Genomic DNA, 15,813 nt, shown 5'->3' with positions numbered 1-15,813 from the left:
AGAAGACATGTCGATCTTTTTGAACAAGGACTCCAAGGTCATCGTTCAGGGCATCACGGGCGGCGAGGGCACCAAGCACACCGCGCGCATGCTCGCCGCCGGCACCCAGGTGATGGGCGGTGTCAACGCCCGCAAGGCCGGGACCACCGTGAGCCACCAGGACAAGGACGGCAACGCCGTCGAGCTGCCGGTCTACGGCTCCGTGAGCGAGGCCATGAAGGAGACCGGCGCGAACGCGTCGATCGTCTTCGTGCCGCCGGCCTTCTGCAAGGACGCCGTGATCGAGGCCATCGACGCCGAGATCCCGCTGGTCGTGGTGATCACCGAGGGCATCCCCGTGCAGGACTCCGCCGAGTTCTGGGCCCACTCCCAGGCCAACACCGGTGCGGACGGCAAGCCCAAGACCCGGATCATCGGCCCGAACTGCCCCGGCATCATCTCCCCGGAGGAGTCGCTGCTGGGCATCACGCCGGCCAACATCACCGGCAAGGGCAAGCTGGGCCTGGTCTCCAAGTCCGGCACCCTGACCTACCAGATGATGTACGAGCTGCGTGACCTGGGCTTCACCACCGCCATCGGCATCGGCGGCGACCCGGTCATCGGCACCACCCACATCGACGCCCTCGAGGCGTTCGAGGCGGACCCCGAGACCGAGGCCATCGTGATGATCGGCGAGATCGGCGGCGACGCCGAGGAGCGCGCTGCTGACTTCATCAAGGCCAACGTCACCAAGCCCGTGGTGGGCTACGTGGCGGGCTTCACCGCTCCCGAGGGCAAGACCATGGGCCACGCCGGCGCCATCGTCTCCGGCTCCTCCGGAACGGCCCAGGCCAAGAAGGAGGCCCTCGAGGCCGCCGGGGTCAAGGTCGGCAAGACCCCCTCGGAGACCGCGCAGCTCATGCGGGAGATCTTCGACGGCAAGTGACCGGTTCCCGGTTCTCCCGGGCGACTGACACGACGACGCCGCTCGCCCACCTCGGTGGGGGAGCGGCGTCGTTCTCGTCGTGGGCCGGTCCGGTGCGCTCGGGCCGGACCGGCGCGCTCGGGGTGGGCAGGGCGGCTCTCAGGCCAGCACGATGGTGCGGTTGCCGGAGATCACCACCCGGCCCTCGGCGTGCCACCGCACGGCGCGCGAGAGGGTCTGGGCCTCGGCGTCGGAGCCCGCGGAGACGAGGTCCGCCGGGGTGTGGGCGTGGTCCACGGGGATCACGTCCTGCGCGATGATCGGCCCCTCGTCCAGGTCCGGCGTGACGTAGTGCGCGGTGGCCCCCACCATCTTCACGCCGCGCTCGTAGGCCTGGTGGTAGGGCTTGGCGCCCTTGAACGAGGGCAGGAACGAGTGGTGGATGTTGATGCACCGGCCCGCGAGGGACCGGGTGAGCTCGTCCGAGAGGATCTGCATGTAGCGGGCCAGGACCACCAGCTCGGTGTCGTGGGCGTCCACCAGGCGCAGCAGCTCCGCCTCGGCCTGGGCCTTGGTGTTCGGTGTGACGGGCACGTGGTGGAACGGCACTCCGTAGAAGTCCACGAGCGGGCGCAGGTCCGTGTGGTTGGACACCACGGCCACGATCTCCACGGGCAGCGAGCCGACGTGCGCGCGGTGCAGCAGGTCCGCGAGGCAGTGGGAGATCTTGGAGACCATCACCAGCACCCGGGTCTTGCGGCGGGCCTCCACGAGACGGAAACGCATCCCGTGCTTCTCGGCCACGGGGCGGAAACCCTCCACCAGGGACTCGGTGGTCACGGTCCCCGGGGCGCTGATGGTGTGGCAGCGGATGAAGAACTCGTTGTCGTGGCGGTCCGAGAAGTGCTTGACGTCGAAGATGTCGCAGCCCTGGCCGGTGAGGTTGGAGGCCACGGCACTCACGAGACCGTAGGCCTCGGGGCAGTGGGCGGTGAGGACGTGCTCGTCGGGCGTGGGCTGGTGGGCCGACATGCTGGGGGTGCTCCTGGGGTCACGGGACGGATCGGTGGTCCGCGGGGCGGCAGAACTGCGGCGCCGTGGACCGGCGTCGATTTTATCGCCGGGTCAGGGGCGTTATCGACCGGTGGCCGCGAGAGCGGACGGTAGGAGCCCGTCCGGCGCGGGGAGAGGTGCGCCTCTGTGAGAGAACCAGCGGCCACCGGCAGGCGATAACGCCTCAACGGGATCAAGCCGTGGGCTGAGCGGCTATCGACGCACAGCACCTGCCACAGTGCACCCCCCAGTGCAGGTGTGGCGGTTTCCCTGTGCGAAGTCTCCCGTTGCGGTGGTTCAGAGAACCACGGGACAAGAATATCCGAACTTCCCAGACGTCTCGGAGCCGGTGAAAACACATAGAACGCCTCCGCCCCGTTCGGCCCACCCCCACAATGCGCTCACCGGGCCGTCCATGAATGCACAAAGCGGCTCTGACTAGGGCAAACACTGTATATCGGTGATTTATGGCACATTAGCAGGTGCGAATTATCGCTAATCTCCACGAGGGGTCATCCAGTTGTGGGCATTAGAGGGGACAGCTGGGGTCCGGTCCGGAAGGTTGCGGAGGTGAGGAGGCGTGGACCGGTCGCCGTGGCGCGGGGCCACCGGGCGGCGTCGTGGTGCCCCCAGTCCGCCCGCAGCCCGCCTGCGGCCCCCACCAGGCCACCACTCGGCCCGCCGGCGGCCCGTCGGCGGCGTCAGGCCACCCCGGTGTTGAACGCGAGCCCCAGCAGGTACGTGGCAATGGCCGCCCCGTAGCCGATCCCCAGCTGGCGCAGGCCCCGCTTGAGCGGCGATGCCCCCGAGAGCAGGCCCACGAAGCCGCCCGTGACCAGCAGCGCCGCCCCCACGAGTGCCATGCCCACCACCAGCGCGAGTCCGCCACCCAGCCCGAACAGGTAGGGCAGGATCGGGATCACGGCCCCGGAGGCGAAGAAGCAGAAGCTGGAGGCCGCCGCCCCGAGGTCGGTGCCCAGGGCCTGGTGCTCGTCGTCGCCGGAGGAGGCGGGCTCGGCCTCCTCGGACAGGGCCGCCCGCGCCTTCTCGTCCTGGAAGGACAGGGAGGGATCGCAGTCGCAGTCGAAGTGGCCGAGGCGTTCGGCGGCGCGGTGCTCGGCGGCCTCCTCGCTCATCCCGCGGGCCCGGTAGATCAGGGTGAGCTCGTTCGCGTCGAGGTCCAGGGAGGGGGCCACCCGCAGCGTCACCTGGGTGGGCTGGGAGGCGTCCAGCAGCTCCCGCTGGGAGCGCACGGACACGAACTCCCCGGCGCCCATGGACAGGGCCCCCGCGAGCAGCCCTGCGATGCCCGAGAACAGCACCATGGAGCTGGCCGTGCCCGTGGCCCCCACGCCCATCACGAGCGCGAGGTTGGACACCAGGCCGTCGTTCGCACCGAACACCGCAGCCCGGAAGTTGCCGGAGAGCCGGGTGCGGCCGTCCGTGGCCAGGGCCCGGATGATCTCCTCGTGCACCGCCTCGTCCGCGGCCATGGCGGGGGTGGCGTCCGGGTCCTCGCGGTACGGGGAACGGGACTCCGCGCGCTGCAGCAGGGCCAGCACGAACACGGAGCTCACGTGCCTGGCCAGGAACATGAGCACGCGGGCCTCGAACCCGGGGCGCACCGTGCGCTTTGCGTGGGGCCCGAGCAGGCGCCGCCAGTGCTCCGCGTGGCGTCCCTCGCCCTCCGCCACCCGGTGCAGGATCTCGGCGTGGCGCCCGGTGCTGTGCCGGGCCAGGTGCTCGTAGGTCTGTGCCTCGGCCAGTTCGTCCGCGAGGTAGTGCCGCCACCGGCGGATCTGGGCGGGCGTGGGGTCGGGGGTCTCGGATAGGGCGGTCGGGGTGCTGTGCGGCTCAGGCATGCTCACGGATCTTACGCAGGAGGCCGCGGGGCTGAATTCGGGTCCCCGAAGCTGGGCGTCCGGGGCCTCACGGCTCGAGCAGCGCCTTGATGTCCTCGGCGTCCAGGGTCGAGGAGAACACCTGGTCGTCGTCGAGCACGGCCGAGAACAGCTCCGCCTTGCGGGCCTTGAGCTCCATGACCTTCTCCTCGATGGTGTCCTGGGCGACCATGCGGTAGACCATGACCTTGCGGGTCTGCCCGATCCGGTGGGTGCGGTCCACGGCCTGGTTCTCCGCCGCCGGGTTCCACCACGGGTCCAGCAGGTAGCAGTAGTCCGCCTCGGTGAGGTTGATGCCGAAGCCCCCGGCCTTGAGGCTCACCAGGAACACGGGTGCCCGGCCGCTGCGGAACGTCTCGAGGGCCGCGGCGCGGTCCTTGGTGCTGCCGTCCAGGTAGGCGTAGGCGATCCCGGCCTCGTCCAGGCGCCGGGCCACGATCTTCAGGAAGCTCGTGAACTGGCTGAACACCAGGGGCCGGTGGCCCTCCTGCAGCAGCTGGGGCAGCTGCTCGAACAGCGCGTCCAGCTTGGAGGACGCCGCGGTGGACTCCGGGTCCACGAGGGCCGGGTCCAGGGCGAGCATCCGCAGCGTGGTCAGGGACTGGAAGATGGTGAAGCGGTTCTTGTCGAAGTCGCGCAGCAGCCCCAGGATCTTGGCCCGCTCCCGCTGCAGCCGGCGGTCGTACGCCGCGCGGTGCTCGGCGTTGAGGCCCACGGGCAGCACGTGCTCGAGCTTGGGCGGCAGCTGCAGGTCCACGTCCGCCTTGGTGCGCCGCAGCATGAACGGCCGCATCCGGGCCCGCAGCCGCGCGAGGGCGTCCGAGTCCATCGCGCGCTCGATGGGCCGCTGGTAGTGCTCGGTGAAGCGCTTGCGGGACGGGAAGAGCCCCGGGGCGGTCAGGGACAGCAGGGACCACAGCTCGGAGAGGCTGTTCTCCATGGGGGTGCCGGTGATGGCGAGGCGCGTGCGGGCCCGCAGGTTCTTGACGGCGCGGTAGGCCTTGGTGCGGGGGTTCTTCACGAACTGCGCCTCGTCCATGACCGCCCCGGCCCACTCGACCGCCTGGTAGGCCTCGGCGTCCAGGCGCAGCAGGGCGTAGGAGGTGAGCACCACGTGGGACTCCCGCGCGGCGGTGGCCACGGAGTCCCGGGTGCTGGTGAGCACGGTGGCGTCCAGGGAGGGCGCGAAGCGCGTGAGCTCCGCGGACCAGTTGGCCACCACGGACGTGGGGGCCACCACCAGGAACGGCGGCAGCTGCGGGTCGCGGGACACGGCCCGCAGCATCGCGGCGATGCTCTGCACGGTCTTGCCCAGGCCCATGTCGTCCGCGAGGATCCCGCCGAGCTCGTGCTCCCACAGGAAGCTCAGCCACCGGTAGCCCTCGTACTGGTAGGGGCGCAGCGTGGCCTGCAGCCCGGCCGGCACCGGGGGAGAGGGCACCTCGTCCAGGTGGGCCAGTGCCCGCACGCCCGTGCGCCACTGCTCGGCCTGCTGCGTGTCCGTGGCGAGCTCCTCGAACTGCTCCCACAGGCTGGACTGGTAGCGGTTGAGCGCGAGCGGCGCGCTCCTGTCCTCCTGCAGGGTGCGCGCCTCGGCGATCAGTGTGCGCAGCCGGGTGAACTCCGGGCGGTCCAGGGAGAAGTAGGAGCCGTCCCGCAGCAGCATCACGTCCTGGCCGCGGTCCAGGGCCTGGAAGATCTCCGAGAAGGGCAGGTAGTGCTCGCCCACCTTCACGGTCACCCCGAGCCCGAACCAGTCGTGGTGCTCCGTGGGGGCCGTGGACACGGTGATCTCGGTGGGGTCGGTGACCTCCCGGTACGCGGGGGCCCCGCCGGTCTGCTCGATGCGCAGGTCCGGGATCCGGCGCAGCTGCGGCAGCCACTCGCGCAGCAGGGTCAGGGCGTCCTCGGCGGCGTAGGAGCTGCGCTTGAAGTCGAGCTCGGGGACCCGGCGGTGCACGGCCTGGACCATGGACGACTCCCAGCGGGCCTCGCGCGCCACGGCCTCGTCCCCGAGGGGGTCCAGCGGCCGGAACGGCAGCCGCACCCGCTCGCGGCCCTTCTGGTACTCCCACTCCCACTCCACCCGCTCGGTGAGGTCGTCGTGGTGCACGCTCAGCACGAACTCGGGATCCGCCACCTGCGGCAGCACCAGGGAGTCCTCCCCGGCGGTCACGTGCATGCTCTGGTGCAGCCGGGGGAAGTAGGTCTCGAAGAACTCCTCCACGCCGTCCTGCGGCACGGTGAGGGTCTCCGCGCGGTCCAGGAACGAGCGCTGCTGCTGGTTGAGCCGGGTGCCCAGCGCCACCAGGTGCAGCGGGAAGCGGTTGAGGTCCTCGGCGTGCTCGAGCGCCTCCGGATCCGCCGCCGGGTAGAACAGGCCGTGGCCGGGCTGACCGATGATGCGCGTCCAGCGCAGGGGCATCTCGTGCTCGCCCACCACCAGACGGGGGTGCAGGCTCAGCTCCCCGTGCTCGCCCGGGTCCACCCGCACCTCGAAGCGACCGTCCTGCTCGAGCACCACGGGGGCCCCGGTGCCCCGCGAGACGAGCGGTATCCCCAGCCGCTGCGCGCGGGCCAGGATGGGCCACAGCAGCGGGGAGGTGTAGCGCTCCAGATGCAGCTGGTGGCGCTCCGCGGCGTAGCTGCCGCGGTGGGACTCGGACAGTGCGCGCAGCTCCTCGAACCAGTCCAGCTGCTCGGCGTCCAGCGTGCCGGAGCGCTCGTGGGAGGCCAGGTTGCCCCAGTCGATCCCGCTCTGCACCCACCCGCGCCGGCCGCGCAGCACGGGGCGGGCCGTGAGCACCAGGGGGGTCTCCTCGGGTGATTTCCGCCACGCCCTCGGGGTGCGGTTCTGCTCGCGGAACAGGTCCAGCTCCAGGGCCACGGCGGGCCCGGAGTCCGGGTCCGCGACGGTGCGCCCGGAGTCCGTGCCGGGCACGATACGGGAGAGTTCACTGCGCCAGTCCGGGCCCGCGCCGGGCATGCGGGCATCCGTGAACCGTCCAGCTGCATCCATGGCGTCCACCGTACCGCCCGGTGCGGACACGGCCACGGGCCGGTGCGCGGTGGCGTCGTCGTCCCGCGGGCTTGGCACGGCCCATGGGACACGCGGCGCCGGGAACTTATACTCGGAGGCAATGATGAAGACTGACGCGCCCCACGGCGCAGACGGAGGATTTGTGGCTGACGCTGCCGGTTTCCGCACGGGAGACCACGCGATTGCATCCGGACCCCAGGAAGTCGAGTACCTGCGCTGGAACGACGCCGTCGCGCGCGCGTTCTTCGGCCCCCGCGCCTCGGGGGAGCTGGTCCAGCTGGACCTGGACGAGAAGATGCTCGAGCAGATCGGCTCCGAGTTCGGCCTGGACGCGCCGTCCACCCTGCGCGCCCTCGCGGACTCCGTGACGCCGCTGCTCGTCACGGACGGCTCCCGCCACTCGGTCTTCGACGCGTTCAACAAGCTCACCGAGGTCTGGTACCGGATGTCCCGGCGCCAGCTCGAGGACCTCACGCAGATCGGGCCGCCGCCCATCGTGGCGCTGCTCGCGCTGCTCTCGCTCGCGGGGCGCCACATGTCCGCGCTCGCGGCGCGCACCGGCAAGAAGTCCGTGTCCGCGTTCTACCTCCCGCTCGCCATCCTGCTGCAGGCCGGGCAGGAGAATGCCAAGGCCCTGGAGGCCGCCGTTCGCAAGGACACTGAGACCTACTGGGACGCGCTGCGCTACTGGCTGGAGGCGTTCGACGGTCAGCTCGGGCTGCCCTCCGCCTACGCGGTGAACCACCGCCCTGTGGGCCTGGCCCTGTCCCAGACCCTGTTCGGCCCCTCCGAGCTGGGGCAGCTGCACCAGCTGTTCGAGGACCTCGAGCTCACCACCGCGCAGGGGATGAGTGCGCACGAGCTGGGGATCTACATCGACTTCTGGCTGGACATCGCGGACACGGACGTCTCCCGGACCATGCGCAGCATCTGGTCCAACCCGCTCACCCGGGATCCCGCCCTGCAGGTCGCGCTCGCCCAGCTCGCCGCGTGGGAGTCCGCACCGGACGACGACGTCGCCGCGGCCGCCCGGGGCTCGCGGCACCTGGGCTCGCGCAGCCCGGGGCTCTGCCTCTCCGACGGCACGGACTACGTGGGCAACCCCGTGTACGAGCTCGGCTTCGTGGTGCCCAAGCGCCTGGTTCCCGGGCGCGAGGTGGACCTGGCCACCGCGGCCGGTCCGCGCACCATGTTCCTGTCCTACATCGGGGACGCCTTCCTGGGGATCTCCGCGTACAACGCGCGGATGACCAACGACACCCTGCTCTCTGGCCAGCTCACCGTGACCGCGGGGGAGCTGACGCTCACGCGCAACCCCCGCCCGGTGGTGGTGTTCGCCAAGGACGCCTACTCGGACACGTTCCTGTCCGTGGACCACGTCCCCACCGCGTGGCCGTGCCGGATCATGGTGCGCAACGACGCCGAGTGGGTCGAGCAGGTCCGGGCGATCCTGGACGACTCCGCCTCGCCGGACTACCGAGTGGTGGGCCCGGGGGAGAACGGCGTGGCCGAGGGCTGGGTGCTCTTCGACGACGTCCAGGTGCTGCGCGCCGGTGACCCCGCGCTCACGGTCAACGACAACTTCTCCGCCCTGGTCCCGCGTCTCGTGCCGGCCATGACGCTCTCCGGAGGGCTGCGCATCCCGGGGGACGTGGAACGGTTCTCCGCGCTGCGGCCCCCACAGTTGACCGTCACCTCCGACAGCGACGACCCCCTGAGCGTGGAGTGCGAGTGGCGCAACCCCCACTCGTTCAAGCTCATGAGCACCAAGCTGACCACCCCGCGGGTCCCCCCGTTCCAGGTCAGCCTGGGCACCACGGGGCTCGCCACGCAGGACGGGCACCTCAAGCCCAACGACTACACCCTGGTGCTGCGCTCCGGGCGCACGGTCAAGCAGCGCCTGGAGTTCCGGGTGCGGGACAGCTCCTACTACATCACCCAGCGCTCGCTGGGCTACGAGGGCGAGATGGTCCACATGGCCGAGGAGACCCTCTGGCCGGTCACCGCGGTCACGCGCGACGAGATCCCGGAGGAGTACGTCCAGGGCTCGTTCGACAACATGGCGGCCCACGACTCAGAGCTGCCGGATGCCGAGGTGCCCGCGGTGGCCGGCTGGGAGTCCGCGGAGGGGCAGATGTTCCCCGAGCGCAGCAACGAGCTGCCGGAGGCCCCCCAGGTCTCGTGCATGGTCACGGGCAAGCACAAGGTGGTGCTGCCCCCCATGGACCCCAAGGCCAAGGCGCCGTGGGTCTTCGGGCGCTGCACATTCTGCGGGCTCACCAAGCGCTACCCGGGGCGGCTCACCAAGCTCTCGGCCGTGGGGCAGACGGGTTCCGTGGAGGCCCTGCAGTTCATCGGCCCGGACGAGGGCGAGTACCCCGGGTCCTGGGCGCCGTTCAAGGACATGCTCACGTTCCTGGGCGGGGGCAAGCGCTCGAGCCTGTCGATCGTGGCCCGTCAGCTCGAGGACTCCGAGCGCTTCGAGGAGTGGTTCGTGGGCCACCTGCAGGCCCTCGGCTTCCTGGAGACCATCCGGGACGAGAACTGGACGGTGCGCCGCTGGCAGGTCTGCTCCCCGGCGCTGACCCAGCTGGTGGACGGCACCGTGCTGCTCACGGGCGGCTGGAAGGCCGAGCAGGAGGAGATCGTCACGCGCGCCGCCGCGGCCCAGGGTGCCGAGGCAGTGGTGCTCTCACCCGAGGACCACGCGACCACCATGCTGGTCGACGCGGACCTGGACGCCCTGAGCCGGATGCTGCCCGAGGGCATGTGCGACGTGGTCTACGACGCCGGGCCGGTGATGCTGGACACCCTGCCCCCGCTGTCCTCCGTGGTGGCCGGGCTGCCCCTGCGGGAGATGCAGTACAACGGCGTGGCGGAGAAGTTCGTCCCGGCGGACGCCACGTGGGAGCCCACCGAGGACCGCAACCGGCCCGGGCTCTACCGGATCAACCACCACCACAAGACCCGCTACGTGTTCCGCACCCCGGAGGACGTGGAGTCCGGCCACGCCCGCCCGGTGTCCTCGGGGCTGGGCAAGCACCTCGCCGCCCGGGAGCTGGGGATCGCCCTGGTCAGCCACGATCCCGAGCTGCGCCTGCTCTCCGTGCCGATCGGCGCCGCCCTGCCAGGGCTGTACGCGCGCGCGGCCGTGCTGTGCTCGGGTCTGCTGCCCACGCTGGTGGACGAGGACTTCTCCCTGAACTACGGGGACGTCTCCGAGGAGTTCGCGGCCACCCTGGTGGCCAAGCTGCTCGGCTGAGACCGCCCGGGCGGGGAGCGGATGTGCCCCCGCCCGCGGCCTCGCCTATAGTTGGAGGGCCGAAAAACAGCTACCTCTCGGTAACACGACGCATCGACCCCGGGTCGCCCATCGTCCGACCCAGACATGAGTTCGTTCCCATGAGTGAGTCCTCGACACCGCCCACGCCCACCGCGGAACCGTCCGCGGCGGGCTCGTCCTCCGCCGACGCCGCGGCGAAAGCCCGGCTGCCCGTCAACTGGCGCGTGCTGATCGCCGCCGCCACGGTCATCGTGGTGCTCTCCGCGTGGGCCATCACCGCCCCGGAGCAGGCCGACGCCGTGATCGGTGGGGTCGTGGGCTGGGTGGCCTCCCGCCTCGGCTGGTTCTACATCCTCACCGCGACCCTCGTGATCGCGTTCGTGGTCATGGTGGCCGCTAGCCGCGGCGGCAAGGTGCGCATGGGCCCGGACCACGCCCGGCCCCAGTTCAACATGTTCACGTGGACCGCGATGCTCTTCGCGGCGGGCATCGGCGTGGACCTCATGTTCTTCTCCGTGTCCGAACCCGTGAGCCAGTACTTCGCCCCGCCCACCGGGGACGGCCAGAACCTGGAGGCCGCCCGCCAGGCCGTGGTGTGGACGCTGTTCCACTACGGCATCACCGGCTGGGCCATGTATGCGCTCATGGGCATGGCCTTCGGGTACTTCGCGTACCGCTTCGGCATGCCACTGAGCATTCGCTCCGCGCTGTACCCCCTGCTGGGCCGGCGCATCCACGGCGTTGCCGGGGACGCCGTGGACACTGCGGCCCTGCTGGGCACGGTCTTCGGCGTGGCCACCTCCCTGGGCATCGGCGTCGTGCAGCTGAACTATGGGCTGAAGTCCCTGTTCGGCCTGCCCGAGAACCTGGCGGTGCAGAGCGCGCTGATTGTCGTGGGCGTGGGCATGGCCGTGGTCTCCTGCGTGTCCGGGGTGGACAAGGGGATCCGGCGGCTCTCCGAGCTGAACATCGTGCTCGCCATCGGCCTGATGCTCTACGTGCTGGTGGCCGGGCGCACCTCGTTCCTGCTGGACGCGATCGTGATGAACGTGGGGGACTTCATCTCGAGCTTCCCCGGGATGACCCTCAACACCTTCGCCTTCGAGGCGCCCCAGGAGTGGATGAGCGCCTGGACCCTGTTCTTCTGGGCCTGGTGGATCGCGTGGGCGCCCTTCGTGGGGCTGTTCCTGGCCCGGATCTCCCGCGGCCGCACGCTGCGCCAGTTCGTGGTGGGCACCATGACCGTGCCGTTCGCGTTCATCCTGCTGTGGATCTCGATCTTCGGGAACTCCGCCCTGGACCTCGTGGTGGGCGGCAACACCGAGTTCGGCGAGGTGGCCATGAACACCCCCGAGCGTGCGTTCTACTCCCTGCTGGAGCAGTACCCGGGTGCCACGGTGGCCGCGTCCATCGCCACGTTCACGGGGCTGCTGTTCTACGTGACGTCCGCGGACTCCGGGGCGCTCGTGATGAGCAACTTCACCTCACGGATCGAGGACCCCAACCAGGACGGCCCCAAGTGGCTGCGCGTGTTCTGGGCGCTGAGCACCGGTGTGCTGACCCTGGCCATGCTCCTGGTGGGGGGTGTGACCACCCTGCAGAACGCCACCCTGATCATGGGGCTGCCCTTCTCCGTGGTGATGTACCTGATCATGGTGGGGCTGTGGCGGGCCCTGCGCGTGGAGGTCAGCACCGCAGCCTCCGGCGCGGTGGCGGCCCGCTCCGCCGTGGCCGGACGCACCGGCAGGGACACCCACTGGCGCGGGCGGCTCAGTCGGCTCGTGAGCTACCCCGGGCCCAGGGCGGCCCAGCGCTACGTGCACGAGGTGGCCGAGCCCGCGCTGAACACCCTGGCCTCGGAGCTGCGGGACTCCGGCGTGGTGGTCTCGGTGGACACCGAGCCCGTGGCGGAGAACCCGGCGCTGCCGCAGGTGTGCCTCACCGTGGACCTCGCCCCGGAGCGGGACTTCGCCTACCGGGTGCACCCGGTGGCGTTCCCCACGCCCGGCTTCGGCGGGTTCCGCACCAACCCCGACTCCGACCGCTACTACCGCCTGGAGGTCTTCACGGCCACGGGCTCGCTGGGCTACGACGTGCTGGGGTACACGTCCGAGCAGCTGATCAACGACGCCCTGGACTGCTACGAGCGTCACCTGGAATTCATCCGGCTCAACCACGACCATCCCGGGAGCACGCAGATCGGCCTGCCCACGGCCGAGACGGCGGCCCGGGCCGAGAACTCCCCGTCCAAGGAGGACACAGCATGAGCAGCACCCTGTACATCGACGGCCAGTGGGTCCCCGCGCTCGACGGCGCCACCCGTACCATCCACTGCCCCGCGGACGGCAGAGAGGTGGGGGTGGTGGCCGAGGCCGGCGGGCAGGACACCGAGCGCGCCATCGCCGCGGCCCGCCGCGCCTTCGACGAGGCCCGCTGGTCCAGCGTCCCGGGCCCGGAGCGCGGCAGCTTCCTGCTGCGGGTGGCCTCCCGGCTGCGCAAGCGCGCCGAGGAGTTCGCCCGCGCGGAGTCCCTCGACACCGGGAAGCGGATCGAGGAGTCCCAGCAGGACATGTCCGACATCGCGGACTGCTTCGAGCACTTCGGCAAGATCGCCGCGGACGACGCCGGGCGCGTCGTCGACGCCGGTGACCCGGACGTGGTGAGCCGCGTGGTCCACGAGCCCGTGGGCGTGTGCGGTCTGATCACCCCGTGGAACTACCCGCTGCTGCAGGCCGCATGGAAGATCGCCCCGGCGCTCGCGGCGGGCAACACGTTCGTGCTCAAGCCCGCCGAGCTCACCCCGCACACCGCGATCCTCATGATGCAGGTGCTCGAGGAGCTGGAGCTGCCCGCGGGCGTGGCCAACCTGGTGCTCGGCGCGGGTGCCGAGGCCGGTGCGCCGCTGTCCTCCGATCCCCGTGTGGACCTCGTGTCCTTCACCGGCGGGCTCGTCACGGGCCGCGTGATCGCCCGCGAGGCCGCGGCCACCGTCAAGAAGGTGGCCCTCGAGCTGGGCGGGAAGAACCCCAACGTGGTCTTCGCGGACGCGGACTACGACGCCGCCCTGGACAACGCCCTGAACGCGGCCTTCGTGCACTCGGGCCAGGTGTGCTCTGCCGGGGCCCGGCTGGTGGTCGAGGAGTCGATCGCGGAGCGCTTCGTGGACGACCTCGTGGCTCGCGCCGAGGGCATCCTGCTGGGCGGCCCGTTCGACGAGAAGGCCGAGACGGGCGCGCTGATCTCCGAGGCCCACCGGGAGAAGGTCCACGCCTACGTGGAGCGCGCCCGCGAGCAGGGTGCCCGGATCCGCTGCGGCGGCCGGTTCGCCGAGGGCCCCTCCGCGGACGGGTCCCTGCAGCTGGAGAACGGCTTCTTCTACCTGCCCACGGTGATCGACCGGTGCACCCCGGACATGGACTGCGTGCACGACGAGGCCTTCGGCCCCACCGTGACCGTGGAGACCTTCACCTCCGAGGAGGAGGCCGTGGCGATCGCCAACGACACCCAGTACGGCCTGGCGGGTGCCGTGTGGTCCCAGGACGCGGGCAGGTCCCAGCGCGTGGCCGCGAAGCTGCGCCACGGCACCGTGTGGATCAACGACTTCCACCCCTACCTGCCGCAGGCCGAGTGGGGCGGCATGAAGCAGTCCGGTGTGGGCCGCGAGCTCGGCCACGACGGGCTCGGGGAGTACCAGGAGACCAAGCACGTCTACCAGAACGTGCGCCCCGCCGTGACCGGGTGGTTCGCGCAGCACTGAGCACACCGCGGGTCCGCCCGGAGCACGACGACGCCGCGGCACCTGCGTGCCCGCACGGACCCCCGCGCACTGACCCGCCCACCGGGCGGGTGCGCGCACTGGAACACCTCACCGGCTCCGACGCCGCGGTCGCGCACCGCGGAGTCGGGTGCCCACCGAAGGGAGAAGACATGACTGAGAAGAACCCCATTGCCGAGTACGACTACGTGGTCGTGGGCGCCGGCTCCGCGGGGGCCGTGGTGGCCGCGCGGCTGAGCGAGGACCCGGACGTCACCGTGGCCCTGCTCGAGGCCGGCGACCACGACGCCGGGTACCCCGAGGTCCTGCAGCTCAACCGCTGGATGGAGTTGCTGGAGTCCGGCCACGACTGGGACTACCCGCTGGAGGAGCAGGAGAACGGCAACTCCTTCATGCGCATGGCGCGCGCCAAGGTGCTGGGCGGGTGCTCCTCCCACAACTCGTGCATCGCGTTCTGGGCCCCGTCCGAGGACCTCGACGAGTGGGAGGCGCAGTACGGGCTGGAGGGCTGGAACTCCGAGATGGCGTTCCGGCTGTACCAGAAGCTCGAAAACAATGAGGACCCGGGCGCCCACCACGGCCACGACGGCCCCGTGCGGCTGCGCAACGTGCCCGCCACGGACCCGTGCGGCGTCGCCCTGCTCGACGCCGCCGAGCAGGCCGGGATTCCGCGCGCGGACTTCAACACGGGCAAGACCGTGGCCCAGGGCGCGAGCTTCTTCCAGATCAGCGCCCGGGAGGACGGCACCCGCTCCTCGTCGTCCGTGAGCTACCTGCACCCCGCGCAGGACCGTGAGAACCTCACGATCCTCACCGGCACGCAGGTCAAGCGCGTGCTCTTCGACGAGAACCTGCGCGCCACCGGCGTGGAGGTCACGGACAACGCGTTCGGCAAGGCGCACGTGATCGGGGCACGCCGCGAGGTGGTGGTCTCCGCCGGGGCGATCGACACCCCCAAGCTGCTGATGCTCTCGGGCATCGGACCCGCGGAGCACCTGCGCGAGGTGGGCGTGGACGTGCTCGTGGACTCCCCGGGCGTGGGCTCGCACCTGCAGGACCACCCGGAGGCGGTGATCCAGTGGGAGGCCAAGAAGCCCATGGTGGAGGACTCCACGCAGTGGTGGGAGATCGGGATCTTCGACCAGGTGGACGAGGGCCTGGACCGCCCGGACCTGATGATGCACTACGGCAGCGTGAACTTCGACATGCACACGTACCGTCAGGGCTACCCCACCGCGGACAACGCGTTCTGCCTGACGCCGAACGTCACCCACGCCCGTTCCCGCGGCACCGTGCGGCTGCGCACCCGCGACTACCGGGACAAGCCCCGCGTGGATCCCCGGTACTTCACGGACCCCGAGGGCTACGACATGCGCATCATGACCGCGGGCATCCGCAGAGCCCGCGAGATCGTGGCGCAGAGCGGACTCTCCGAGTGGGCGGGCCGCGAGCTGTTCCCGGGCGAGGACGTGCAGAGCGACGAGGAGATCGCGGACTACGTCCGGCGCACCCACAACACCGTGTACCACCCCGCGGGCTCGTGCCGCATGGGTCCGGTGGAGGACGCCGAGTCCCCGCTGGATCCGCAGCTGCGCGTCAAGGGTGTGAGCGGGCTGCGCGTGGCGGACGCCTCCGTGATGCCGGAGCTGGTCACCGTGAACCCGAACATCACGGTCTACATGATCGGTGAGCGCGCCGCAGAGCTGCTCACCGAGGACCGGGCGGCCGTGAACTCCTGACCGCCCCGCCCCGCCCCGGCCCGGTGATCGGGCCCCTCGGAGCAGGTGCGGGGGAGGGGCGGTCCGGAAGAGGCCCGGCACGGCGCGTGGTTCGCGCGCCGTGCCGGGTCTCTGTGCC

General features: G+C 70.9%; 8 protein-coding genes. 5 read left to right on the top strand and 3 right to left on the bottom strand.

Annotation, left to right across the window (positions count from 1 at the left end; all coding sequences use genetic code 11):
* The first annotated feature begins 7 nt into the window (after window positions 1-7).
* Window positions 8-925, top strand: a complete 918-nt coding sequence (sucD, locus tag DNL27_RS09855; RefSeq protein WP_012398885.1) for a succinate--CoA ligase subunit alpha — start codon at window positions 8-10, stop codon at window positions 923-925.
* A 138-nt stretch (window positions 926-1,063) separates the two neighbouring features.
* Here the strand turns inward: sucD and purU are convergent, their stop codons facing one another.
* The 3 genes from purU to DNL27_RS09840 all read right to left on the bottom strand — a co-directional run bounded on the left by purU (window position 1,064) and on the right by DNL27_RS09840 (window position 6,877).
* Window positions 1,064-1,936: a formyltetrahydrofolate deformylase gene (purU, locus tag DNL27_RS09850; RefSeq protein WP_112235440.1), complete on the bottom strand. Its 873-nt coding sequence runs from the start codon at window positions 1,934-1,936 to the stop codon at window positions 1,064-1,066.
* A 722-nt stretch (window positions 1,937-2,658) separates the two neighbouring features.
* On the bottom strand, window positions 2,659-3,819 hold the full coding sequence (locus DNL27_RS09845; protein ID WP_204360288.1) for a VIT1/CCC1 family protein: 1,161 nt from the start codon (window positions 3,817-3,819) through the stop codon (window positions 2,659-2,661).
* 67 nt (window positions 3,820-3,886) lie between these two features.
* The gene (locus DNL27_RS09840) at window positions 3,887-6,877 is read right to left on the bottom strand and encodes a DEAD/DEAH box helicase (RefSeq protein ID WP_229568383.1); all 2,991 of its coding nucleotides are present in this window, start codon (window positions 6,875-6,877) and stop codon (window positions 3,887-3,889) included.
* Between the two features lie 163 nt (window positions 6,878-7,040).
* On the opposite strand from DNL27_RS09840, the gene DNL27_RS09835 reads away from it, so the two are divergent.
* From DNL27_RS09835 to DNL27_RS09820, 4 genes are all read left to right on the top strand, one after another.
* Window positions 7,041-10,160 carry a hypothetical protein gene (locus DNL27_RS09835; protein ID WP_112235438.1) on the top strand — a complete coding sequence of 1,040 codons (3,120 nt, stop codon included), beginning with the start codon at window positions 7,041-7,043 and terminating at the stop codon, window positions 10,158-10,160.
* A 140-nt stretch (window positions 10,161-10,300) separates the two neighbouring features.
* Window positions 10,301-12,448: a choline BCCT transporter BetT gene (gene betT / locus DNL27_RS09830; RefSeq protein WP_112235437.1), complete on the top strand. Its 2,148-nt coding sequence runs from the start codon at window positions 10,301-10,303 to the stop codon at window positions 12,446-12,448.
* Window positions 12,445-13,938 (top strand): aldehyde dehydrogenase family protein, encoded by a 1,494-nt coding sequence (locus tag DNL27_RS09825; protein ID WP_112235436.1) that lies wholly within the window; start codon window positions 12,445-12,447, stop codon window positions 13,936-13,938. The genes betT and DNL27_RS09825 overlap by 4 nt, the downstream gene beginning before the upstream one ends.
* 170 nt (window positions 13,939-14,108) lie before the next feature.
* A complete protein-coding gene (locus tag DNL27_RS09820; RefSeq protein WP_112235435.1) occupies window positions 14,109-15,695 on the top strand; it encodes a GMC family oxidoreductase in 1,587 nt (528 codons plus the stop codon).
* Window positions 15,696-15,813 lie beyond the last annotated feature (118 nt).

The organism is Kocuria sp. BT304 (assembly GCF_003290245.1).
GTDB classification, from domain to species: domain Bacteria; phylum Actinomycetota; class Actinomycetes; order Actinomycetales; family Micrococcaceae; genus Kocuria; species Kocuria rhizophila_A.
Note: the sequence above shows the minus strand (reverse complement) of the source record. Positions and strands in the feature narration are given on the sequence as shown.